The 21,567-nt window shown below is 40.2% G+C and carries 21 protein-coding genes; 10 read left to right on the forward strand and 11 right to left on the reverse strand.

The annotated features are described in order from the left end of the window. Window positions 1–84: 84 nt before the first annotated feature. The 8 genes from JWQ54_RS15395 to JWQ54_RS15430 all read right to left on the reverse strand — a co-directional run bounded on the left by JWQ54_RS15395 (window position 85) and on the right by JWQ54_RS15430 (window position 12,114). Window positions 85–1,758, reverse strand: a complete 1,674-nt coding sequence (locus JWQ54_RS15395) for a glucoamylase family protein (protein ID WP_299586327.1) — start codon at window positions 1,756–1,758, stop codon at window positions 85–87. A 91-nt stretch (window positions 1,759–1,849) separates the two neighbouring features. Continuing rightward, entirely contained in the window at window positions 1,850–2,683 is an 834-nt protein-coding gene (locus JWQ54_RS15400; protein ID WP_299586329.1) for a LamG domain-containing protein, read from the reverse strand. 20 nt (window positions 2,684–2,703) lie between these two features. After that, window positions 2,704–4,185, reverse strand: a complete 1,482-nt coding sequence (locus tag JWQ54_RS15405; protein WP_299586332.1) for a RagB/SusD family nutrient uptake outer membrane protein — start codon at window positions 4,183–4,185, stop codon at window positions 2,704–2,706. A gap of 11 nt (window positions 4,186–4,196) precedes the next feature. After that, the gene (locus tag JWQ54_RS15410) at window positions 4,197–7,214 is read right to left on the reverse strand and encodes a TonB-dependent receptor (RefSeq protein ID WP_299586335.1); all 3,018 of its coding nucleotides are present in this window, start codon (window positions 7,212–7,214) and stop codon (window positions 4,197–4,199) included. Window positions 7,215–7,669: 455 nt separating this feature from the next. After that, on the reverse strand, window positions 7,670–7,897 hold the full coding sequence (locus tag JWQ54_RS15415) for a Txe/YoeB family addiction module toxin (protein WP_367187103.1): 228 nt from the start codon (window positions 7,895–7,897) through the stop codon (window positions 7,670–7,672). A gap of 34 nt (window positions 7,898–7,931) precedes the next feature. Then, a complete protein-coding gene (locus JWQ54_RS15420) occupies window positions 7,932–8,141 on the reverse strand; it encodes a DUF2683 family protein (RefSeq protein WP_299586338.1) in 210 nt (69 codons plus the stop codon). Window positions 8,142–8,166: 25 nt separating this feature from the next. Further along, window positions 8,167–11,055 (reverse strand): triple tyrosine motif-containing protein, encoded by a 2,889-nt coding sequence (locus JWQ54_RS15425; RefSeq protein ID WP_299586340.1) that lies wholly within the window; start codon window positions 11,053–11,055, stop codon window positions 8,167–8,169. Window positions 11,056–11,157: 102 nt separating this feature from the next. After that, window positions 11,158–12,114: a rhodanese-related sulfurtransferase gene (locus JWQ54_RS15430; RefSeq protein WP_299586343.1), complete on the reverse strand. Its 957-nt coding sequence runs from the start codon at window positions 12,112–12,114 to the stop codon at window positions 11,158–11,160. Window positions 12,115–12,323: 209 nt separating this feature from the next. Between JWQ54_RS15430 and kbl the strand changes: the two genes are divergently transcribed. The 6 genes from kbl to JWQ54_RS15460 all read left to right on the forward strand — a co-directional run bounded on the left by kbl (window position 12,324) and on the right by JWQ54_RS15460 (window position 16,374). Beyond that, a complete protein-coding gene (gene kbl, locus JWQ54_RS15435; protein ID WP_299586346.1) occupies window positions 12,324–13,514 on the forward strand; it encodes a glycine C-acetyltransferase in 1,191 nt (396 codons plus the stop codon). A gap of 43 nt (window positions 13,515–13,557) precedes the next feature. Further along, window positions 13,558–13,842 (forward strand): DUF6364 family protein, encoded by a 285-nt coding sequence (locus JWQ54_RS15440; protein WP_299586349.1) that lies wholly within the window; start codon window positions 13,558–13,560, stop codon window positions 13,840–13,842. Further along, complete coding sequence (locus tag JWQ54_RS15445; RefSeq protein WP_299586352.1) at window positions 13,832–14,251, forward strand: PIN domain-containing protein; 420 nt, start codon at window positions 13,832–13,834, stop codon at window positions 14,249–14,251. Before JWQ54_RS15440 ends, JWQ54_RS15445 begins: the two co-directional genes overlap by 11 nt. Then, window positions 14,251–15,285, forward strand: a complete 1,035-nt coding sequence (pheS, locus tag JWQ54_RS15450) for a phenylalanine--tRNA ligase subunit alpha (RefSeq protein WP_299586354.1) — start codon at window positions 14,251–14,253, stop codon at window positions 15,283–15,285. Before JWQ54_RS15445 ends, pheS begins: the two co-directional genes overlap by 1 nt. A 1-nt stretch (window position 15,286) precedes the next feature. Next, complete coding sequence (locus JWQ54_RS15455) at window positions 15,287–15,700, forward strand: hypothetical protein (protein WP_299586357.1); 414 nt, start codon at window positions 15,287–15,289, stop codon at window positions 15,698–15,700. Window positions 15,701–15,792: 92 nt separating this feature from the next. Next, on the forward strand, window positions 15,793–16,374 hold the full coding sequence (locus tag JWQ54_RS15460) for a TetR/AcrR family transcriptional regulator (RefSeq protein WP_299586377.1): 582 nt from the start codon (window positions 15,793–15,795) through the stop codon (window positions 16,372–16,374). A gap of 115 nt (window positions 16,375–16,489) precedes the next feature. Here the strand turns inward: JWQ54_RS15460 and JWQ54_RS15465 are convergent, their stop codons facing one another. From JWQ54_RS15465 to JWQ54_RS15475, 3 genes are read right to left on the reverse strand one after another with little or no spacing between them, the layout of a single operon-like run. Next, on the reverse strand, window positions 16,490–17,035 hold the full coding sequence (locus JWQ54_RS15465) for a hypothetical protein (protein WP_299586360.1): 546 nt from the start codon (window positions 17,033–17,035) through the stop codon (window positions 16,490–16,492). 14 nt (window positions 17,036–17,049) lie between these two features. After that, complete coding sequence (locus JWQ54_RS15470) at window positions 17,050–17,196, reverse strand: hypothetical protein (protein ID WP_299586362.1); 147 nt, start codon at window positions 17,194–17,196, stop codon at window positions 17,050–17,052. A gap of 55 nt (window positions 17,197–17,251) precedes the next feature. Then, entirely contained in the window at window positions 17,252–17,863 is a 612-nt protein-coding gene (locus JWQ54_RS15475; RefSeq protein ID WP_299586364.1) for a hypothetical protein, read from the reverse strand. 85 nt (window positions 17,864–17,948) lie between these two features. Here JWQ54_RS15475 and JWQ54_RS15480 point away from each other — a divergent pair, with 85 nt between their 5' ends. Genes JWQ54_RS15480 through creD form a run of 4 tightly spaced genes read left to right on the forward strand, consistent with a single transcriptional unit; the run spans window position 17,949 to window position 20,518 of the window. Then, window positions 17,949–18,569, forward strand: coding sequence for a hypothetical protein (locus JWQ54_RS15480; RefSeq protein ID WP_299586366.1), 621 nt, complete (start codon window positions 17,949–17,951; stop codon window positions 18,567–18,569). Beyond that, window positions 18,566–18,871, forward strand: a complete 306-nt coding sequence (locus tag JWQ54_RS15485) for a transcriptional regulator (protein WP_299586368.1) — start codon at window positions 18,566–18,568, stop codon at window positions 18,869–18,871. Before JWQ54_RS15480 ends, JWQ54_RS15485 begins: the two co-directional genes overlap by 4 nt. Window positions 18,872–18,896: 25 nt before the next feature. Continuing rightward, window positions 18,897–19,109 (forward strand): hypothetical protein, encoded by a 213-nt coding sequence (locus JWQ54_RS15490; RefSeq protein WP_299586370.1) that lies wholly within the window; start codon window positions 18,897–18,899, stop codon window positions 19,107–19,109. Between the two features lie 59 nt (window positions 19,110–19,168). Continuing rightward, window positions 19,169–20,518 (forward strand): cell envelope integrity protein CreD, encoded by a 1,350-nt coding sequence (gene creD, locus JWQ54_RS15495; RefSeq protein ID WP_299586372.1) that lies wholly within the window; start codon window positions 19,169–19,171, stop codon window positions 20,516–20,518. The last annotated feature ends 1,049 nt before the right edge of the window (window positions 20,519–21,567 follow it).

Below are 21,567 nucleotides of genomic sequence, written 5' to 3' on the forward strand. Positions count from 1 at the left end.
TTATTCTGTCATCCGCACATCTGCATATTCGCACATCGTTATTCTGTCATTCGCACATCTGCATATTCGCACATCTGCACATTGTTATAATTTCGGGCTGGTAAAGCCCAGATTTTTCATTCCTGTTTTTACTTCGGGACAGCTCATGAATAAATTCCATAATAAGCCGCTCCTGTAGTTTTCTGTCATTATTATAATTGGCCCCTGGTCAATAGCCAGGTACGAATCTGCAAACCAAACACTGGTTAAATTAAAGGCATCATAAAACCCATACTGCCCCCAGGTTTTATCGCCCAGTTTATAGTAAAAAAATTTTAAGGCCTGCATTGATTGCGTTGGCGTATAAGGCAACGAAGCAATTGCAGCTGTTGGTGCAATAACCCCGACATCATTAGTTGGCGAACTGGCCGTATAACCATTTTCAATATCGCTTGCTGTTAGTCCCCAGCAATCAGCACTGTAACCGTTATGAGCCTGCGGATTAGCTATACAATAATTGTAATTGATCATGGTGTGCGCCTTGTTCTGCACATCGTAGCTGGTATAGGCATCTGCCAGACCATTAGGATTGATCCCCAAAAATGAATATTGTGCAAAAAACAGCGGACCACCCTGCGGCGGCCCCAATGGCAATTTGACACCGAAATAAGTATTGCCATTTTTTATTGCCCCGTTAAGCGCCCAGCCATTATCATAAACAATTTTTGGGATAGCATGCGTGGTTGACGATGCACCTAAAACATAAGTTATCAATGCTTCGTCCCAGCCGTTAACCTGCATATTGGTTGACCATGCGTAGTTTGGGCTCCAATGCCAGAATAAAGTATTCTGGCTGTTTTGCCTGAACCAATCCCACTCCACATTATTCCAAAGAATGTTTATATCAGCCCTTAGTTTGGTTTCATCTGCTCCGGCGCCATTAAAATACTGGCGCACGGTTAAAAGACCTTGCATCAAGTATGAAGTTTCAACCAGGTCGGCACCGTCATCCTGTGTGCTGAATGGCACCACTGCCCCGGTAGCGCCATTCATCCAATGCGGGAAAGCCCCGTGAAACTTTTGCGCCGTATTTTTTAAAAACGATACGATCTTTTGCATCCGGGCTAAACCATCGGCCCTGGTTATAAAATTCCGGTTAACACCTGTAACAATGGCCATCACTCCAAAGCCTGAACCACCGGTGGTTACTACATCACCGGAAGTATTACGCTCGCGCGCCAGGCCGCTTGTGGGATGGCCAAAATCCCAGAAATATTTAAGGGTTTGTTTCTCGACAAGATCAAGCAATTGATCATCAGAAATCACCGGAAATTTATTGGTTGAGTCAATAGCAGTAATAAGCTTTATAGTTAACGAAGATGCAAGTGATGCATTTTTTGATGATTGCAGGCCGGTTGAGACATCCAGTGAATATTGTGTAATTGGCTGTAATGCCAAAGGACTTATAACCACGGTACTATCGTTATTCTCGTACGTAGCGTTGTAAGCAGCTACCACCCCTGATTTATTTTTCAGGCTGATGCTGTTTGCGATAGAGGTATGATTTACGGGTGCTGTGAACGAGAGCTTAATTACCGGTCGGGTGTTTACACTTGTGTAATTAAACCCGTTATAAAGCCCGTTAACTTTTAGTGAATTAAAACTAAAGGATTCTGGTGTGGGTACAACAGGTTGCTGAGGCGTTATTATTTTTTCTTTACCGCATGATATTATAATCACCAACACTAATAACCAGCTATAAACTTTTAAATATTTCATGCCTGAATTAAATATACCGAATGGCCCCTCGTTAAAATTTAAAAAAAGAGGCTGCCCAAAAATCCGGGCAACCTCATAATCAATCAACTGTTTATTTCCCACGGCCCTCAAGGCCTATAATTGCACCGACCTGAGAATCAGTTAGTGCTTTGTTGTAAATTCTAACTTCGTCTATCTGGCCTGTCAAATAGCTTGCCCAATCTTGTGCCCCTGTGGCTGAAGTAAGGCTCGGACTTGTCTGAAACTGAACACAGCCGAAGGCCATTTTACCTACATTATTAAACGTTAAATTACCAGTAAGACCACCTACCGTTCCGGAAGATACCTTTGACCCGTTGATGTACAATGTAGCAATTGAAGTTGCTCCATCATATGAAACCGCAAGATTAACCCATTTGTTAAAGAGATTCTGAAGGTTATCAACGGCAAGGGTGTTGTCTGTTTCACCGTTTGCGATATGTATGCGTACTTTCCCGTTATCATTGGTACTTCCATTTTCAAAAAACACCTCAATATTACCCCAAAAGGCACTTGATTTTGAAAGTGTAAAAATCCCGATAATTCCGGAGCCCGGAGGCGCTGAATTATACCATTCGGTTACAGTAAAGCTCTTCATTGAAGCAACAGCTGCCGGCACATCGGCTAAAGCATAACTATGTAGCGCTCCCTGCAATGCTTGTCTTTCAAAGCCTGTACCAAATGTGGTTCCGGTTGCTGTACCTGCACTCCCGGAAACACTATCAATAAGGTTTCCATCAAATGACCAATATGCTACCAAGTTTTCTTTTGCAATTTCTTTAACGCTTGTATACCCTCCAACGCTTAACGGCGGCGCATATGATTTGGGATCAAACGCCTTTCGGCAGGATGATAAGCCCACGCTGATAAACATAACAGCTATTATATAAATATTTAATTTTTTCATAATTGATTATAATTTAATTATTAATAACCTGGGTTTTGAGTCAACGTTCCTGCACTCAAATCAATCTCGTTTTGTGGGATAGGCCAAACTTCATTTTTATTTTCCTTCCATCCTTTTGGCCCAAAAACTTCTTTACCACGTCCCTGGCGTATAACATCAAAATAGCGGTCAAATTCCATTGCCAGTTCTACTCTCCGCTCATGCCATATAGCAGCGCGTAAGGCAGCCTGATCTGTAGTTGTTACCTGTGGAAGAATTGCTGCGTTACCACTCCTTGCACGGGCCCTAACTTTTTCAAGAGAGGCTAAAGCCAGGGTAGGATTGGCTAATTCATTAGCTGCTTCTGCATTCATTAGCAACACTTCAGCAAAGCGGATCACTCTTATATTTTGCTGGCAGCCTTCGTTATAACCGGGATGAAATTGACTAAATGGCACATATGATTTGTAGTTGTACATAGGATTGTCACCATCGGCAGGGATAGCATCACCTTCCACTGTGCTAACCCCTCTGAAAATTATTGTGCCGTTTTTACGCGGATCACCCGGCTCAAATTCGGCAACAAGGCTTGGTGTAGGCACGTTAAAGCCCCAGCCACCGCCGGTAACTCCGCGCACACCCTGAACCTGTGAATATTGTGAATTAGAAGCAGCGCTATTACCATCAACGTAAGCACATTGAATTTCAAATACCGATTCAGAATTATTTTCATTTTCAGTTCTGAACTGTTTTTCGAAATTAGGGAACAATGAATAGCCAAGGCCCATAACCTGGTTAGTAAGGTTTAGCACGTCGTTCCATTTTTTCTGGTACATAGCTACTTTAGCATGCAAAGCTAAAGCTGCTCCTTTTGTGATACGGCCCAGGTTGGTGGCGTCATATGTTTGAGGCAATACGGCGGCGGCATCGGTTAAATCTGCTTCAATTGCTGCCCATACCTGTGCTTTCGGACTTCGGGGTATGTTATATTCAGTCGCATTTTTAGGCAAATGCAAACGCAACGGCACATCTCCAAAAGCCCTTACCAGCCTAAAATAAGCATAAGCTCTCATAAATTTAACTTCTGCAAGGTAGCGTGACTTTAAATTTGCATCCATGCTGATGCCAGGTACATTATCAAGCACCTGGTTGCAAAGATTTATGGCTTTATACTTTCCTCCCCAAAAATCAGCGATCTGCCCTTCTGTAGAAGAAGCAGTAAAAGTGTCAAAATCATTCATATATGATGCATCATCAGGACTGCTTCCTTTTTCAGCATCATCAGATCCCACGCTTTCAAGTGCAATAGGTGCAAAGGCAACATTTGTCCACTCATGCAAATCGGCATAAGCAGCATTTACAGCTTTATCAGCATCACTTGCAGTTTTCCAAAAAGTAACTGCAGGAGGGGTTGCCTGCGGCGGCACATCCAAAAAGCTCTTTTTACAGCTTTGGGATAATATCAGCATTACAAAAAGACTAAATCCTAATGCTTTTTGTATATAATTTTTTCTATTCTTCATCTTTATTCCGATTAAAAAGTAACGTTAACACCAAAGGTATAAGTGGCCGATAGCGGGTAAACATTTGCATCTATACCTGCGTTAGTAGGAGTTCCCCCAACTTCAGGGCTAAAGCCTTTATATTTGAAGAAGTTAAGCGGGTTTTCTGCATTTGCAAAAACTCTTATCTTTTGCATCTTCCATTTTGACAGGATAGATCCCGGAAGCGTATATCCTAACTGGGCAGTACGAACACGGAAATATGAACCACTTTCAACATAAAATGAATTTGGAGCTGAGTTTGCCGTTGAACCTACGGCAGCAGAAGGGTAAGTAGTTGAGGTTCCTTCACCATGCCAGCGGTGATCATAAAAGTCTTGGGTAAAGTTCTCATTACCGAACCTGTAGGCAATATTAGAATTGTATACACTAACACCTGCTACACCCTGGAAAGCTAATAACAAATCGAAATGTTTGTAATTAAAATTAGTATTAAAGCCGTAAGTATATTTAGGTGTAGGATTACCCAGGTCAACCCTGTCTTTACCGTCAATAACTTTATCATTATTCAAATCAGCATACATAAAATCACCGGGTCTTGCATTAGGCTGTGCTGATCCGGTAATTTGCGATTGATTTTGGAAAATACCTGTAACCTTGTACCCGTAAAATTCACCAATTGGGTCGTTTACAACAGTTCTGGTAGCTAATGCTCCATTAGCAATCCCGTTACCGCCTGAATAAATAGGGTTTTTACCGGATGTTACCTGGGTAACCTTATTATTATTTATACTAAAGTTACCACCAATTGAATAACTGAAATCTTTGGACGTATTACTTCTGTACGTGGCTGAAAATTCAAATCCACGGTTCTGAATATTTGCCTGGTTACCAATTATATTACCGGACGCTGTTCCAACAGATGCCAAAATTGGAATTGCAAAAATTGCATTTTGCGTTGTGCGGTTATAAAAATCAGCTTCAAATGATAAATGATCATTTAATACCGTGCCTTCTAAACCAATATCAGTACCCACACCGCGTTCAACCAAAATAGCAGGCGGAACAACTGAAACTACGCTGGCGCCTGTATGGGCGGACTGATCAGCGCCAAAAATAGCAGTGTAACCGGGATCCTGGCTTACTACCAGTGTAGTCGGGTTAATTGGTACACCGGCATTTCCAACTTTACCCCAGCTGCCGCGAAGCTTCAGGGTATTGAAAATATTTTGATCTTTCATGAAATCTTCATTAGATATCACCCATCCTGCTCCTACTGATGGAAGATAGGCCCACAGATTGCTTCCGTAGAATTGTGATCCTGCATCGGCCCTTATTGAAGCATTAAGCAAATATCTATCCTTAAACGAGTAATTTACCCGGCCAAAATATGATACTGCTGTTGTTAAACTTCCGCCATCACTTACATTTCTGCCGTTTACATCACCAAGGGAAAGATAATGGTCACCATTGCTGCTGTTTGGAACATTCAGAGCTGTGGCGTTAATAAAGTAAGCTTTATAACGCTGTGCTGTTTGCCCTGCTAATACAGTTAATTTATGGTCGCCAAATGTATTGTCATAAGTCAATGTATTTTCAGCTATCCAGTTACGGGTATCAGTTCTGCCAATTGATAATAAACTGGTAGTGCTTTGCTGGATAAGTGTAGCCTTATAAACCGGTGCATATCCAATTGTTTCAGCCTGGGCAATTTCACCGCCAAAGCTGGTTTTAAAGGTAAAGTGTTTTAAAAACTTCAACTCTGCATAAGCATTACCTGTAAATGTGTAATTTTTTGATGTATGATTATAAAAATCAAGCGTGGCCTCTGGATTATAATTATTACCGCCACCGAGGTTAAAATCAGTTGGATCGCCATAACTGCCGTCAGCATAAAAAACAGGAACTACCGGGGCGGCGCCATATAACTGATGAAATATGCCTCCGTCTATATCTTTCGACTGGCTAAACAAACCGCCGACAGTGTAGCCTAATTTTAAACCTCTAATTGGAGTATAGTCATTTACAAATCTTGCTGTATAACGCTTATAGTTATTGTTTTTTACTAAACCGTCCTGGTCAAGAAAACCCAATGAGAAATTATAGGTTGATTTGTCTGTTCCGCCGCTAATTGAAACGTTGTGATTCATTTTAAATGCATCGCGCAGGATCTGTCCGTACCAGTCTGTACCTTTACCATATTTTGTTGGATCAGGAAAAAGAAGGGGAGTAGTATGATTTACACCATACAATTCATTTATTAGCGTGGCATATTCGGTACCATTAGCCATTTTTACCGGGTTGGTAACTGTTTGCCAACCTGCATAGCCATCATAAGTTACCCTTGTTGCGCCTTTTTTACCTCTTTTAGTGGTAACCAATATAACACCGTTTGCTGCCCGTAAACCATAAATTGATGTGCTGGAAGCATCCTTTAAAATACTTATATTATCAATATCAGACGGATTAATGAAACTGATATCATCATACCAAACCCCATCAACTACATACAATACCCCGGTATTACCGTAAATGGTACCTAAACCACGGATATTGACCTGCGGTGACGCACCTGGTGACCCAGAGTTTGTTACCTGTAAACCGGATACCTTACCCTGTAAAGCGCTGACAGCGTTTGTTGAGGATTGTTTTGAAATTTCTTCGCCTTTAACTGTGGATACAGAGCCGGTAACATCTAGTTTTCTTTGGGTACCGTAACCAACTACAATTACTTGTGCAAGTTCATTTGAGCTTACCTGCAGCTTAATATCAACAGTTGCTTGTCCGTTTACCGCAACTTGTTGTGTAGTGTATCCTATATAGGATGCTTTTAAAGTTGCATTTGATGGGGCATTAATTGTAAATGCACCATTTACATCGGTTTGAGTACCGGTCGACGTTCCGTTTACCGCTACGCTAACACCAACAAGTGCTTCGCCGGTAGTTGCATCAGTAACTTTACCTTTAATAGTAATGTTTTGTGCAACTGCAGCATTAATAAACATGAAACATAACAGTACTAACCCTGAGATTGTAAAAATTCTCTTCATAGTGGTTAATTAAATTTTAAGAAAGTAGGATTAAAAAAATTGGTTTTTTTGTAGGTCGAAGTTGGCGAGATAATACAATTTTAACAAATTATATAACTCTACATTATTACATCACTATAACTAACACTTTCTCATTAAAAATGCTTGTTCTTTATACCAAATTGATAATCAACTATTTAAGTAAATGATAGTGTATTCTTTACATACTACACCAGCAAGGCCCCAACTACTACATTTAAAAAGTGTTATGAGAGGTAATGATGTAGTATTAAAGCTCGATGAGAAACTCTACAAGGTTTTTATCATGCTCCAAATTGAGCTTTTTACGCAGCCTGTAACAGCGGATCTCAAACAATATTCAATGAAATTTTTATTAAGGCAGTAATAAACCTGCGTTTTGCGCCAGACGAAACATTAGGGAAAAGGAATACTAGGGGAATATTTGAGAATCAGAATTATTTGTCTCTGTAATGGCCACTGGCAGAAACCACAGTTACAGTGACCAACTTATCTTCTATGAGGTAAATTAATCTGTCTTTCTTATTTATTTGCCTTGACCAGTATCCTGAAAGGTCAAATTTTAATCGTTCGGGTTTCCCAATACCTGTTTCGGGATGTTCATATAACTCCAAAAAAATATTCGCAATCTTTTTGATAGAAGCTTTATCTCCAGATTTTTGAATATCTAATAATTCTTTGTTGCCCTATCAGAAACAACTACTTTAAATTTTCCCATATCGATTTATTGGGATCAAGTGTTGTGTATTTCCCCTCATCAATTTGTTTTTTACTTTCTTTAATTTTAGCAACAAAATCAGGATTGTAAGGGCTTGCTTCTGTTTCAAACTCAACTTTCAATGCCTTAGCGACAGCCTTTAAAGCAGATAACTGCTCTTTATTTTTGGGGTGCATAATCATTGTTTCCATACACAAATTTAAAAAATAAATTTCATCACAGTTCTATTAAAAACTCCACCAAATTTTTATCATGCTCCAAATTGAGCTTCTTACGCAGCCTGTAACGGCGGATCTCGACCCCGCGCAACGAAATATTTAATAATGAGGCCATTTCTTTACTGCTCATATTCATTCGTAAATAGGCGCAAAGTTTCAGGTCATTAGGTACCAGATCGGGGTGGCCTGATTTTAGTTTTTTGAAGAAGTTTTCGTGAGCCTCGTTAAAGCTGCTTTCAAATATGTTCCAGTCGCGCTCATCATTCATACCCTCATCAATAACCTTTTGGATGCGGCGCAGCTGCTCATCAGCCAGCTGTTTGCCTGTGCTATCTTTAAGATGGGTCATCTCCTCGCTTATTTTTTGCAGCAGTTCGTTCTTATAAACAATGTTCATGGCTGAGTTGGCCAGCTCCCGGCTTTTACTTGCAAGGTCGGCCTGTAATTGTTCGTTTTTTATCTTTACAATTTGCTGCTCGTTTACAATTGCTTCCTGCTTTAAAAATTCCTCTTTCTCCTTCTGCAATTTTTCGTGAATATGGTGCTGGTGCCTTTTAAGCTTTAGCCGGTAATATTTAGTTGCCAAAAAGTAAGCTAAAATAATCAGCAATAAATAGCAAAACACCGCTATTTTGCCGGCATACCAGGGCGCCAGGATCGTAAATTTAAGGGTTGTTACCGGCGAAACATTTTCTTCATTTATCTTGGCCCGTACCTTAAAATTATAGGTACCCTGGTTAAGATTTGTAAATTCTTTTTGGGTCTGTGTACTCCAGTCGCTCCATTGCTTTGAATAGCCTTCAAGATAGTACTGAAATTTAATTTTTTCCTGCCTGTAAAATGGCAGGGAATAGGAGATGCGGATATTGTTTTGTGTGTAAGGTACCTCAATGTCATTCTGATCGCCGTGATTTACAATCGGGGTTACGCGGTCGGTTATGTTTTCAATGCGCCTTACCAGTACCATTGGCAATTTTGTCCGGGTTTGCTGCAGGGCGTCCTCGTCGTTCAAAATCACAAAGCCATCATCAACGCTTATTAAATAAATGGAGCTGTTTATACGGCTAATGTTCTCGTAGTCCTTAACCATCCGCCCGTCAAGGATATTAAACCGGTTTGAATCGATGCTCATTTTGCCCGGTGTTGAAAGATCGGCCAGTGCCACGCGGCCATGATTAATAAACCAATATTTTTTACCGAGCGCAGGTATTATTTTGTTTGATGATGAGAACGTACCCAGCATTTTATTTAACTGCTGGTACTTTGAAAACCGGTCGCTTATATCATCATAAACATAAAAGCCAGAATCGGAAGAGAATACAATGCGGTTATCCAGGTTAAACACATTGATGTTATAGCTGCCCGGCAAACCTGAGCGCTTATCATAGTATTTAACTGATGCTGCCTTTTTTAAATCGTTGGTTAATGTTACCCTGTAAATCCCTTTATAAGCATGGCTCACCCAGATCTGCCCTTTATTATCCTGCTCCACATACCGCGAGGGCTCTCCAAAACCTTCCAATTTATGGTCAAAAGCCCAGTTACCGGCATTATCTTTTTTATAGAACACAAGGCCGGTATAAGTCCCCTGGATTAGTTGATTGGTATTTAGTTTTTTTATTGTCCATCCCCCGCTTATGCCAGTTATTCTTGAAATAGTATTCCCATTAACCTGGAATGTACCCGTATTATGCCCACAAAGCAATTTACCATCCTGCAATGCCAGCTCCCAAACCTGGCCTTGCGAACCGGGAATCAGCTGAAAATCAAATGATTGAAAGAGCCTTTTATTGCCACTTTCAATCCAATCACTATAAAATAGTCCCTGGTTGGTGCCCAGGTAGATCTTATTATTAAAAATAATGCTGGAATAAACTGTACCGAAACGGCCGCTTTTATCAAAATAAAAATACAGCGGCGAGTTTACTTCAATACGGTCTATTCCATTATCAAGGCCTGTCCACAGGTTGTGCTCATTATCAATAAACAAGCTTAAAACCGTATTATTTTGTAAACCGCTCGATTTGTTAATGTGCTGCACCACATTGCCTGCAGTATCAATTATGATAATGCCATTTAATATAGTACCATAGGCAATATATTTACCCAAAAGTAAAACCCCATTATTAAGCTGGTAGGTTTTTAAAAAATCATTAGCCTGGTTACGCCACTCGTTAATTTGCCTGCCATCATAAATAAACAAGCCATTTCGGGCCGTGCCGATCAGGAATTTATTTCCTGGCAGGGATAGTATGGATAAAACCCCGCTGTTGCCCATTTTATCGCTGCCTTCAATATAGTTAAGCTGATTGTTCTTCAGCTCAAATAAACCTTTATTTACTTCCTCAACAAAATACCTGCTGCCTGTTTTATATAAAAACAAAAAAGGGTTTGCGCCTTTTATTACGTTGATCTTCCCCTGTCTATAAATGTAAATGGAGCCAAACGACTGGAAGATAACTTGTCCGTTATCAATGTAGATTTTCCATACCTCCTCGTTTACCGGCTGGTATTTTTTGGGTACCAACTGTATGAGCGAATGATATTTTAATGAGCCGTTTTTATTTGTTTCCCAATAGCCGAACTCGCCAAAGCCGCCAGCGTACACTTTGCCTTTGCCATCAGCCGCAACTGAGCGCACAATAAGTCCGTTAGGCATAGGGTATGATTGCCAGTACTTGCCATCGAAAGTTAGCAGCCCTTCGGAGTTGCCAAAATACATTATACCATGCTCATCCCTGGTTATAGACCAGTTTTGATTACCCGACTGGTATAAAGCCTTGGTATAATTTTGCACATAAGGCACGCCAATGCTTTTTATATCGGCAGCATTAGCGCTTACAAGATTTAAAAATAAAAAAGCAAAAAACAGAAGTGCTTTACGCATAGGGTTTATACAACAAAGACGCAATGCATTGCGTCTCTACGAAAATACGGATTGAATTTGAAATATTGTAGAGACGCAATGCATTGCGTCTGCTCTGCTTAATTATTCTGCAGTTACCTTTGCCTTCTTATTGACGTTTACCGGCTGTGGAATTTTTACATAATAGCCTGTACCATCATAAACCCTTTTGCGCGGATGTTCTTTACAGGTAATGCTGCAGCAACCGTCCATAGCTGTGCCGCATTCATCGCATTGTGTAAAATGCTCATTACACTCAGGGTTAGCGCAATTGATCATTTTTGGGGTTGTTTTACCGCAGTTAAAACAAGTTGAGATCACTATAGGGTTTACGCTGTTCACATCAACAGAAAGCCGGTTATCAAACACGTAGCATTTGCCTTCAAAATCCTCGCCGCCTGCTTCCTTGCCATATTTTATAATGCCACCATGCAATTGGTATACATCATTAAAGCCCTCATGCAATAGTAAAGCTGATGCTTTTTCGCATTTAATACCACCGGTACAGTAGGTTACTACTTTTTTGTTCTTGTATTGAGCCAGCTGATTGATCATCTCCGGAAAATCCCTGAAATTCTCAATATCCAGTGTTATTGCATTTTTAAACTTGCCCAGGTTATGCTCATAGTTTGAGCGCACATCTAGAATCACCACATCTTCGGCATCCTTCATCGCCAAAAACTCTTTGGGCTCCAGGTGCTTGCCGGTTTTTTGTTGTGGATTGATGATTTTCGGATCGCGCAGACCTGAATGCACAATTTCGGATTTGTAACGCACATGCATTTTTACAAATGAAAGCGCATCAACCTCATCAATTTTAAAATCTATATTAGCAAAGCGCGGATCGGCATGCAGGGTGTCCATATAAATCCTGCAAGATTCAGGCGAACCGGAAACAGTGCCATTCAATCCCTCGGTAGCCACAATAATACGGCCAGCCAGGTCCAGGCTTTTACAGAATTTTAAATGATCGGCAGCAAATTGCTCCGCATCAGCTATTGTTGAATAACAATAGTATAGTAGTGTATTATATTTTGCCATAACATTCATTGATACTGCTGCAAACAGTGGGAAATGAGGTGCAAAAGTACGAAAAGAAGGTGAAAGCTGAAAGGATTTTTGAAGTCGGAATGCGAAATGCCGATTGCGGAAGTATTAAGAGCAATATGTTTTTACATTCCGCAATCGGCATTTCGCGTTCCGCATTTAAATTAATTCCCTAATTTTGCGCTCTCAAAAACTGACTCATTATGTATAACACATTGCAACCGGTATTACAGCAGGAACTAACCGATATTGAAAATGCCGGTTTATATAAACGGGAACGGATAATTACCTCGCCGCAGGGTGCTGATATTACAGTACAAGGCGGAAAAGAAGTTATAAATTTTTGTGCGAATAACTATTTGGGCTTATCAAACAACCCGAAAGTCATCGCGGCGGCAAAAGAGGCAATGGATACACACGGTTACGGACTTTCATCCGTACGCTTTATTTGCGGCACCCAGGATATACATAAAACACTTGAAAAAAAGATAGCTGAGTTCTTAGGAACTGAAGACACCATATTATATGCTGCTGCTTTTGATGCTAACGGCGGTGTTTTTGAGCCCCTGTTTAATGAGCAGGACGCTATAATATCTGATGAGCTGAACCATGCCTCAATTATTGACGGCGTACGTTTATGCAAGGCCCAGCGCCAGCGCTACAAACATGATGACATGGCCGACCTGGAAGAAAAGCTAAAAGCTACTGCAGATTGCCGTCACCGGATTATTGTTACCGATGGCGCTTTCAGCATGGATGGTACTATTGCACAACTTGATAAAATTTGCGCTTTGGCAGAGCAATACAATGCTTTGGTAATGATAGATGAGAGCCATTGCTCGGGCTTTATGGGTAAAACCGGGCGCGGTACACATGAGCATCATGGTGTAATGGGTAAGATTGATATTATTACCGGTACGCTGGGCAAAGCTTTGGGCGGAGCATCGGGTGGGTTTACATCTGGCCGTAAAGAGATCATAGATATGCTGCGCCAGCGTTCAAGGCCTTATTTGTTTTCAAATACACTTGCTCCATCAATTACCGGCGCTTCAATAGCTGTATTGGATCTGCTGAGCGAAACAACTGATCTGCGCGATAAATTGGAAACCAATACCCAATACTTCCGCCAAAAAATGACCGAAGCAGGTTTTGATATTAAACCAGGTGTGCACCCTATTGTGCCTGTTATGCTGTATGAAGCCAAGCTGGCACAAGAATTTGCCGCCAAAATGCTGGAGGAAGGTATTTATGTGATAGGTTTTTATTACCCGGTAGTTCCGCAGGGAAAGGCACGCATCAGGGTGCAGATCTCTGCAGGCCATAATACGGAACATTTGGATAAAGCTATTGCAGCGTTTACCAAGGTGGGAAAAGAGTTGGGAGTGATAAAATAATACGTGTAAGTTTATTATATTTGTACGTATAGAGTTTATTATTATGGCAAAGTTGACATTGAGTATCGAACCTGATAGAATTGCAAAAGCAAAGAGATATGCTTATAAACATCAGACGAGCATTTCAAAAATTGTTTCAGACTTTTTGGCCGATATAACAAAAAAAGACGAAGTTGAAGAGGAAGATCCTTTTATTAAAAAGCTTAAACAGATAGAAGTCTCGGACGAAATAAAAGCACTCAGCGGAATATTAAAAGGCAAAGTGCCCGATGATATTAATCTTTGGGATGCCAAATATGAGTATTTAAAGGAAAAGTATGACTTATAAAAAAGTTTTTGTTGATAGCGACATACTTTTAGATTTATTACTTAACAGAGAGCCTTTTTTTATTTACAGCAGGACGCTGCTTACAGATGAAATAAAAAAAATAATTGAGTTAAATACATCAGCATTGATTTTAGCAAACGTTCATTACATTATTTCAAAAAATTTAAACAAAAACATTGCTGTAACTTCAGTTAAATATATAATGGATTTGATAAACGTTCTTCCTTTTGGAGCAAGCCATATCAATTCAGCAATTATCGCTAATCAGGCAGATTTTGAAGATAGCATCCAATATCACATTGCAAAAGAAAACAAATGCGATTTGATTGTTAGCCGAAATATAAAACATTACAAAAAATTTGACATCCCGGTTCTTAACGCCGAGGAATTTTTAAGAAAAATACTATAATGCAAGCCCAAATAGATCAATACACCGCCGAGATCAATGCTTTTTCACCTGCAAATGCAGAGGAACTGGAAGCATTCCGGATAAAATTTTTAGGCACCAAGGGAATTATAAAGGACCTGTTTGAGCAGTTTAAAAATGTTGGCCCTGAAGAGAAACGCACCTTTGGTAAAGTGCTTAACCAATTTAAACAATTGGCCGAAGCAAAGTATAATGAGTTGAAAGAAGCCACCGACTCTGGACTTAAGACTCAAGACTTAGGCCTTGATCTCACGCTGCCCGGCGATGGCTTTGCAGTAGGCTCACGCCATCCCCTGTCGCTGATCCGTACCGAGATCATCGATATATTTAAACGCCTGGGCTTTATTGTGGCTGAAGGGCCGGAGATTGAGGACGACTGGCATAACTTCTCGGCGCTGAACTTCCCGGAAGAGCACCCGGCAAGGGATATGCAGGACACCTTCTTTATCAAGAAAAAACATGGTAAGGATGATATTGCTTTGCGTACTCATACCTCATCTGTACAGGTTAGGATGATGGAGAATGGCAAGCCGCCTTTCCGCGCAATTATGCCGGGCAGGGTTTACCGCAACGAGGCTATCTCAGCACGTGCACATTGCTTTTTTCACCAGGTTGAAGGTTTGTATATTGATGAGAATGTTTCATTCTCAGATTTGAAACAAACCCTTTACCACTTTGTACAGGAGCTTTATGGCGAAGGCACTAAAGTGCGCTTCCGTCCCTCCTATTTCCCGTTCACCGAACCTTCGGCCGAGATGGATATCTCCTGTACTATTTGCGGGGGATCAGGCTGCAATATGTGTAAATACACCGGCTGGGTTGAGATTTTAGGCTGCGGGATGGTTGACCCGAACGTTTTGGAAAATTGCGGTATTGACAGCACAAAGTTTACCGGGTTTGCTTTTGGTATGGGAATAGAAAGAATTGCCAATTTAAAATATGTTATACGTGATCTGCGTTTATTCTCTGAAAACGATGTTCGTTTTTTAAAGCAATTTCAGGCAGACATTATATAATATGAAGAAATTTTTACTGTTAATAGTTATTCCGCTAGCATTTTTATCATGTGGCAAACAGGGTGACGCGGTACCCAGTGTGCCGGTAAATTTCCAGGCATCATTATTTGACCCGCGAATACTTCCATTAAACGCCAGCGGAGGCTATGTTGTAATAAGCGGATACGGCGTTGCAGGCTTAATTTTATATCGGACGCCAGATAGAAGATACGTTGCTTATGACCGCTGCAGCAGCTATCAGCCGCAAAATAAATGTGCAGTAACTATTGATGGTTCGGGTTTTACAGCCACCGACCCATGCAGCGGATCGAAGTTTTCATTAACAGACGGCACCCCTGTAAAGGCGCCCGCTACCAAATCTCTCAGGGCTTATTACGTAACTACAAACTCTTCTGAAATATTTGTATCAAATTAATGATATGGCAATTTTAAAAGCCTTAGTAACCAGATTACTCAAATCACATGCTATAAATGTCAGTAATTTTGAGATATTTGTATCCAACTGACATGGAAGCCGATAAAATAAAAGAAAGCATTAAGCGCGCAGCGCAGGATCTGTTCCGAAAATTCGGTTACCATAAAACCAGTGTAAACGAAATTGCCAAACGGGCTAAAATAGCCAAAGCCACTATTTATAAGTATTTTGACAGCAAAGAGGATGTTTTACACTCCCTGCTGATGGATTATATCAAGCTGAGCGTGAATGACCTGATCCATCATAACACACCTGAAATGGACGAGGAGGCGCATTTAAACATTCTGATTATGAAAACCTGCCGCCTCAGCTACACTGTGTGTAATGAGTTTATCGGCTGGGACTTTATCCGCGAATCAGCCAACTCACAGGATTTTCTTAAAAACCTCTCCAATGAGCTGGAAGAAATGCTGGTAAGCGCTTTCTCACAGCTAAGCGACCTGCGCAAGCAGGAAAACTACCTGCAGCGCCTGCGTTTTTTAATAAAATGCAGCAAAAGCATTGTCTTCAGCTTTGCCTTTACCTCGGTAAGCGACTCAGACGTTCGTAAAAACTTTGTTTCATTTCAAAAAGAGATCCTGCCCTACTTGGTGAAGGCGGCGATAACTATTTGATTTCGGAATTTTGTCTGAATCAGAATTTACAGAATTTTTAAATTTTCAGGATAACGCGGGCGAGATTCTGTTAATTCTTTAATCCTGTAAATTCTGATTCAGACGAAAGAAATGCTCAAAAATACATCAGGCTTGCGGGATTATCCAGTTCAGCATATGTAAAAATATCATATATGATCCTGGAGAGCAATATTTTGACAGCAATAGCATCCTTGAAATTTCCCATATCATATTTATAGATCAATTTATTGCCTGCGTTATTCAACGCGAAGCCCAACCCTTTGAATTTATTTAATGGTCTGTCTTCTTCATCGTCATCACCAAAAAAATATTCAACGTTTAATGCTGACTTTGCACTGATTGAAATATCCAGTAGCTCATCATCAGTTGATTCAAAAGTGAAGCTTAAGTTATCCTTCTTATTAAGATAAAGAATAAAACCTCTGTAAATGCCAGCCCAGAGACCGAACAAAGCGTCATCTATTTTTTGGTCGTCGTAAAATGGCTCGCTTCTCTGATCCGTCAGTTTTTGCAGCTTAATTTTATCTTTATCAATTATTTCTTTGTAGTAAGCGTTAATGGCTTCGTCTTTGTTGAACCTTTCACGAATCTTAATCATCCTTTCCAGTTGTACTTTTTCATCATAAAACGGATCTTTCATTTTATGAAGTATTCTTATTTTTGATTGACTTTAAACAGTGCCAGTGAATTAGAATGAGCATTTAAATAATCCCACTCCTCTATGTTGTCCTTAATACAATCCTCTAATAATTGTCTTTCAGCCTCGTATAATTCAATAAGCTCCTCTAAATCCGGTTTCATGGAGATAATTTAGGTTAGGTATAATAGCATAACAATTGATCTCCTTCTCTCTTGATCAGGCAATTTGCACTACCCTGGCGTTTTCACATTCAGGGTTAGAATTTATCAAATTCGCAATAGCATCCTTCATCCCATTAAATGATTCTCCATAAAAATACATTCCTGATTCTGTATTTCCATGCCAATATCTAACTATATCACTTTCTATATTAGTTAGTTTTTTTATATCAAGTATAAGTGCTTCAGGGTTAGAATTTTTATAAACCTCATCAGAAAGATTTACACCGTCCAGGTACAAGGCAAGCCCTTCAAGTTTCCCAAATTCAATTTTCTCACCTGTATCTTCAATTATAAGTTTAGAACCTTTAGGAGCACCCAGTTCTTCAAGCTTGTTTATTATTTCAGCAATTGCCTGCCTGCTTATATCTTTTTCCCTAAGTTTTATTTCCACATCACAATATTCAATTTCATTGCTTTTGCTTAGTAAAGTCCCACCACCTGAAATTTCACCATACCATTTTTGCTTTAAAAACTCATCCAATGGATCTTCATAAACTTCTCCCCTGTCAATAGGCATTAATTTATCGTTCAATTGAGCAACAATATAATTGCCGGGTTGTGGTTCTTCTGCCTTGTTAAAAAGCTTATTCCAAATCTTTTTTATCATATAACTCTTAATTAAAACTAATTTCTAAATAAAATTTGCATTATCAATTTAAAAATGCTTACTTTGAACAACAAAGTACTTTCAAGTGGAAGAAAAAGAAATACAGGACGAGCTGGCCTCCATCCGCAACCTGATGGAGCGATCCTCAAAATTTATATCCCTCAGCGGCCTCTCGGGGATCCTGGCAGGCATTTATGCGCTGATTGCTGCAGGCCTGGCCTATAGCATAGTTTACAGCGGAAGCACAAGAACATATACAACATTAAATCTTCACTCCGATCCGGTTCCGCTTTATAATTTAATCGCTATAGCTGCTGTTACTTTGCTGCTTTCGGTAGTTACCGGGGTGATATTAACAACCAAAAAGGCAAAACGAAAAGGCCAGCCGGTTTGGGGTAAAACAAGCCAGGCTTTATTATTTCACATGGCAACACCTTTGGTAACAGGAGGCGTGGTAATACTTATTTTTCTTGTCCGTGGTTATTATGGAATAGTTGGCCCAACATCGCTTATCTTCTACGGCCTCTCATTAGTAAGTGCAAGCAATTTCACTTTTACAATGGTTAAGTACCTGGGTCTGTGCGAAATAATTTTAGGCCTTATTGCCGCTTGTTTACCCGGTTATGGTTTGCTATTTTGGGCCTTTGGTTTTGGTGTGCTGCATATTGTTTACGGCAGCATGATGTACTTTAAATACGACAGGTGAAAATCCCCTTTGATAAACTTGATAGAGCATTTGAGAACCGTCTGAGGTTACAGATCATGAGCGTGCTGATGGTTAACGACCGGTATGACTTTAACTCGCTTAAAGAACTGCTTGACACTACCGATGGCAACCTTGCATCGCACCTGAAAGCGCTGGAAAAGGAGGAATATATTGTAGTGCATAAAGCATTTTTAGGCCGCAAGCCAAACACAACCTATGAATCGACAGAAAAAGGGAAAAAAGCATTTAAACAGCATTTAGATGCTTTGGAGCAATTAATTAAGCAACAGAAAACCAACTAATTTTTCACCACTAAAACGAATGATCATGCAGAACAAAAATTTAACCTTTTTGATGCGTTTTGCCGCCATCAGCGGCAATGTCCTGTTTATTTTATGGGTAACTTATAACGGGATTAATGAAGGGTTTAGGGGAACCTTGCCGGAAAAGATCTCATACATCGGACTGATGAGCCTTTTGACTTTAAACTCCTACCTTATTATGGCCGGGGCAAAGCAAAAACAAATTATTGAACAATAAACACAAACTTTTTTTTATTCATTTACTTTGAAATACAAAGTACTTTAAAATAAATAATCATGACAGAACAAATTGACGAAAAACGTGGCTTTATGCACTGGTTAAAGGAATCGGTAACCGTAAAGCTGGCCTTTATTGGGTTTCTTATTTTAGTGCTCCTGATCCCATCATCACTGGTAGAAAACCTGGTCAAAGAGCGGGCAACGCGACAAGAGGAAATGATGAAGGATGTATCAGACAAATGGTCGGCCAGCCAATTGATCCGCGGACCGGTATTAACTATCCCTTATAAAAAGCATGTTAAATACCTTGACGATTCACAGAAGGAGGCAGAGAAAGATGTGATGGAGAATTTATACGTATTGCCTGATAACCTGCATATTAAAGCGGAGTTAAAGACAGAGATCCTGCATCGCGGAATATTTGACGTAGTGGTTTACAATACAATTGTAAAGGTGTCGGGGAACTTTGCACCGGCTGATCTGAACGCACTTAATTTGTCGGCCACCCAGCTGCTCCCTGAAAAAGCCCGCATTGCGTTTAGTATTTCTGATTTGAAAGGCTTAAAAACAAACCCTGTAATAAATACAGCGGGCCAGTCATCACAGGCAGAGCCAATTTTTGACAGCCACTCTCCTTTTAACAGCGGCTTGCAGGCCAATGTTAACTTAACAGCTAAAACAGGTGAGATCCCTTTTGATTTTACGCTTGATTTAAAAGGCAGCCAGGGATTAAGCTTTTTACACTTAGGAAAAACAACCGATGTTGAAGCAAAAGGAAATTGGAGCAGTCCAAGTTTTGACGGCCGCTATTTGCCCGATACCCGCGTAGTGGATACCGGTGGATTCTCGGCAAAATGGCGCATGCTGTACTATAACAGGCCTTACCCGCAACAATGGGTTGGCAATGATACTTTATTAAGTGATCGTAAAAAGGAGGCTGACGCATCATTTGGCGTAAAGCTGCGCTTACCGGTTGATCAGTATCAAAAAACTACGCGCACCAGCAAGTATTCATTACTGATAATAATGCTGACGTTCATCTCACTCTTTCTTACCGAGGTTATCCGCAAACAAAAAGTCCATGTATTTAATTACCTGCTGATAGGTGCCGCAATGATCATCTATTATTCGCTCTTGCTCTCATTTTCAGAGCAGATTGGTTTTAACCCGGCTTACCTTGTGGCATCGGTTGCAACCGTAGGGCTTATCACCACATTTATTGGCTCCCTGCTTAAAAACCTGAATGCGGCCCTGCTCTTTGGTTTTATTTTATCGGTGTTTTATGTTTTCATTTTTGTGATCATCCAGCTGGAAGATTTTGCGCTGATAATTGGAAGCGTGGCCTTATTTATAATTGTAGGGATGTTGATGTATTTCTCCCGCAAGATTAATTGGGACAGGGAGTAAACAATTTCAACTCCGCGATCTCCGTGCCTTCTTAGTGTTCACTGTGGTTAATTTTTAACGCAGAGGCCGCAAAGGAGGCACAAGCTGGGAAGACCCATTAACTACATAATTATCCGTTCAGTGGTAACAAATATATTGTACAGCCTTAAGGTCTGGCTTAGCGGTGTCATTGTTGTATCTGCCTTTTACTTTTTCATTTTGAGCTATCATCGGGAAGCCTCACCGACCGGAAATGGCTTCGACGAATCAACCGGCATTGTCTATTTCATCATCATAGCTATCGGGCTATTGACCTTATTTATCACTTGGTTTGGATTCATGATAGTAATAATGCTGGTAACCCGTTTCGCACAGGACTTAACGATCGCAAGGTGGATAATTTGCATAACAGGTATATTGATCAATGTGGTAATTTTCATTATAGAAAAACATTTTCGTGACATTTTTCGTGACAGAGACGACTTTATTTACCTTATGCTGGCCAACTGCATTTGCATAAGTGTGGGTTCTTGGTTTTATAGGTTGAAACTCATAACCGCCGAAGTTGAAATTTAACTCAATAAAAATTTATCAAAAAAACACAATACCAATTTGGTTTTTGGTATATAATTGTCGTAATTTACAATACTAAAGCAATTAATATGAGTCGGGAGCTTCTTGAATTTTCAGACATGATCGATGCGAAATTTGACATTACACCCGTTGAGCCTGATGATTTTTGGCAAATGATAGTGAATATGTTTATTTGATTACGCTCTTTTTCTCTTCCTTGTTGACAGTGGATTTACCGTCACCATAATTCATTTTGCTCAAATTAAACCGGTATTTTTATACAGACCCGTCCTAAGGAAGTCTGTGAGGACACAGACTTTCGGGGTGGTGCTTTTATTTATCACAGGGCGTTGCCCTGTGCTGATATATTAGACCCTTTCCTTTGTATTACCAAAGATAGTTTTTATTAAATATTGTTATTGTTGGAAATGGGGGGTCTGGGGGGTGTTAAAAACTAAAAACTTTGTGGAAAACGTTAACATAAAAGGCAGGGTGAA

The organism is Mucilaginibacter sp., assembly GCF_028288225.1.
Taxonomy (GTDB): Bacteria; Bacteroidota; Bacteroidia; order Sphingobacteriales; family Sphingobacteriaceae; genus Mucilaginibacter.

What these genes read in the sequence shown, in the direction of transcription:
- JWQ54_RS15395 (WP_299586327.1), bottom strand. Translation starts at nt 1,758, where the DNA reads ATGAAATATTTAAAAGTTTATAGCTGGTTATTAGTGTTGGTGATTATA.
- JWQ54_RS15400 (WP_299586329.1), bottom strand. Translation starts at nt 2,683, where the DNA reads ATGAAAAAATTAAATATTTATATAATAGCTGTTATGTTTATCAGCGTG.
- JWQ54_RS15405 (WP_299586332.1), bottom strand. Translation starts at nt 4,185, where the DNA reads ATGAAGAATAGAAAAAATTATATACAAAAAGCATTAGGATTTAGTCTT.
- JWQ54_RS15410 (WP_299586335.1), bottom strand. Translation starts at nt 7,214, where the DNA reads ATGAAGAGAATTTTTACAATCTCAGGGTTAGTACTGTTATGTTTCATG.
- JWQ54_RS15420 (WP_299586338.1), bottom strand. Translation starts at nt 8,141, where the DNA reads ATGGAAACAATGATTATGCACCCCAAAAATAAAGAGCAGTTATCTGCT.
- JWQ54_RS15425 (WP_299586340.1), bottom strand. Translation starts at nt 11,055, where the DNA reads ATGCGTAAAGCACTTCTGTTTTTTGCTTTTTTATTTTTAAATCTTGTA.
- JWQ54_RS15430 (WP_299586343.1), bottom strand. Translation starts at nt 12,114, where the DNA reads ATGGCAAAATATAATACACTACTATACTATTGTTATTCAACAATAGCT.
- kbl (WP_299586346.1), top strand. Translation starts at nt 12,324, where the DNA reads ATGTATAACACATTGCAACCGGTATTACAGCAGGAACTAACCGATATT.
- JWQ54_RS15440 (WP_299586349.1), top strand. Translation starts at nt 13,558, where the DNA reads ATGGCAAAGTTGACATTGAGTATCGAACCTGATAGAATTGCAAAAGCA.
- JWQ54_RS15445 (WP_299586352.1), top strand. Translation starts at nt 13,832, where the DNA reads ATGACTTATAAAAAAGTTTTTGTTGATAGCGACATACTTTTAGATTTA.
- pheS (WP_299586354.1), top strand. Translation starts at nt 14,251, where the DNA reads ATGCAAGCCCAAATAGATCAATACACCGCCGAGATCAATGCTTTTTCA.
- JWQ54_RS15455 (WP_299586357.1), top strand. Translation starts at nt 15,287, where the DNA reads ATGAAGAAATTTTTACTGTTAATAGTTATTCCGCTAGCATTTTTATCA.
- JWQ54_RS15460 (WP_299586377.1), top strand. Translation starts at nt 15,793, where the DNA reads ATGGAAGCCGATAAAATAAAAGAAAGCATTAAGCGCGCAGCGCAGGAT.
- JWQ54_RS15465 (WP_299586360.1), bottom strand. Translation starts at nt 17,035, where the DNA reads ATGAAAGATCCGTTTTATGATGAAAAAGTACAACTGGAAAGGATGATT.
- JWQ54_RS15470 (WP_299586362.1), bottom strand. Translation starts at nt 17,196, where the DNA reads ATGAAACCGGATTTAGAGGAGCTTATTGAATTATACGAGGCTGAAAGA.
- JWQ54_RS15475 (WP_299586364.1), bottom strand. Translation starts at nt 17,863, where the DNA reads ATGATAAAAAAGATTTGGAATAAGCTTTTTAACAAGGCAGAAGAACCA.
- JWQ54_RS15490 (WP_299586370.1), top strand. Translation starts at nt 18,897, where the DNA reads ATGCAGAACAAAAATTTAACCTTTTTGATGCGTTTTGCCGCCATCAGC.
- creD (WP_299586372.1), top strand. Translation starts at nt 19,169, where the DNA reads ATGACAGAACAAATTGACGAAAAACGTGGCTTTATGCACTGGTTAAAG.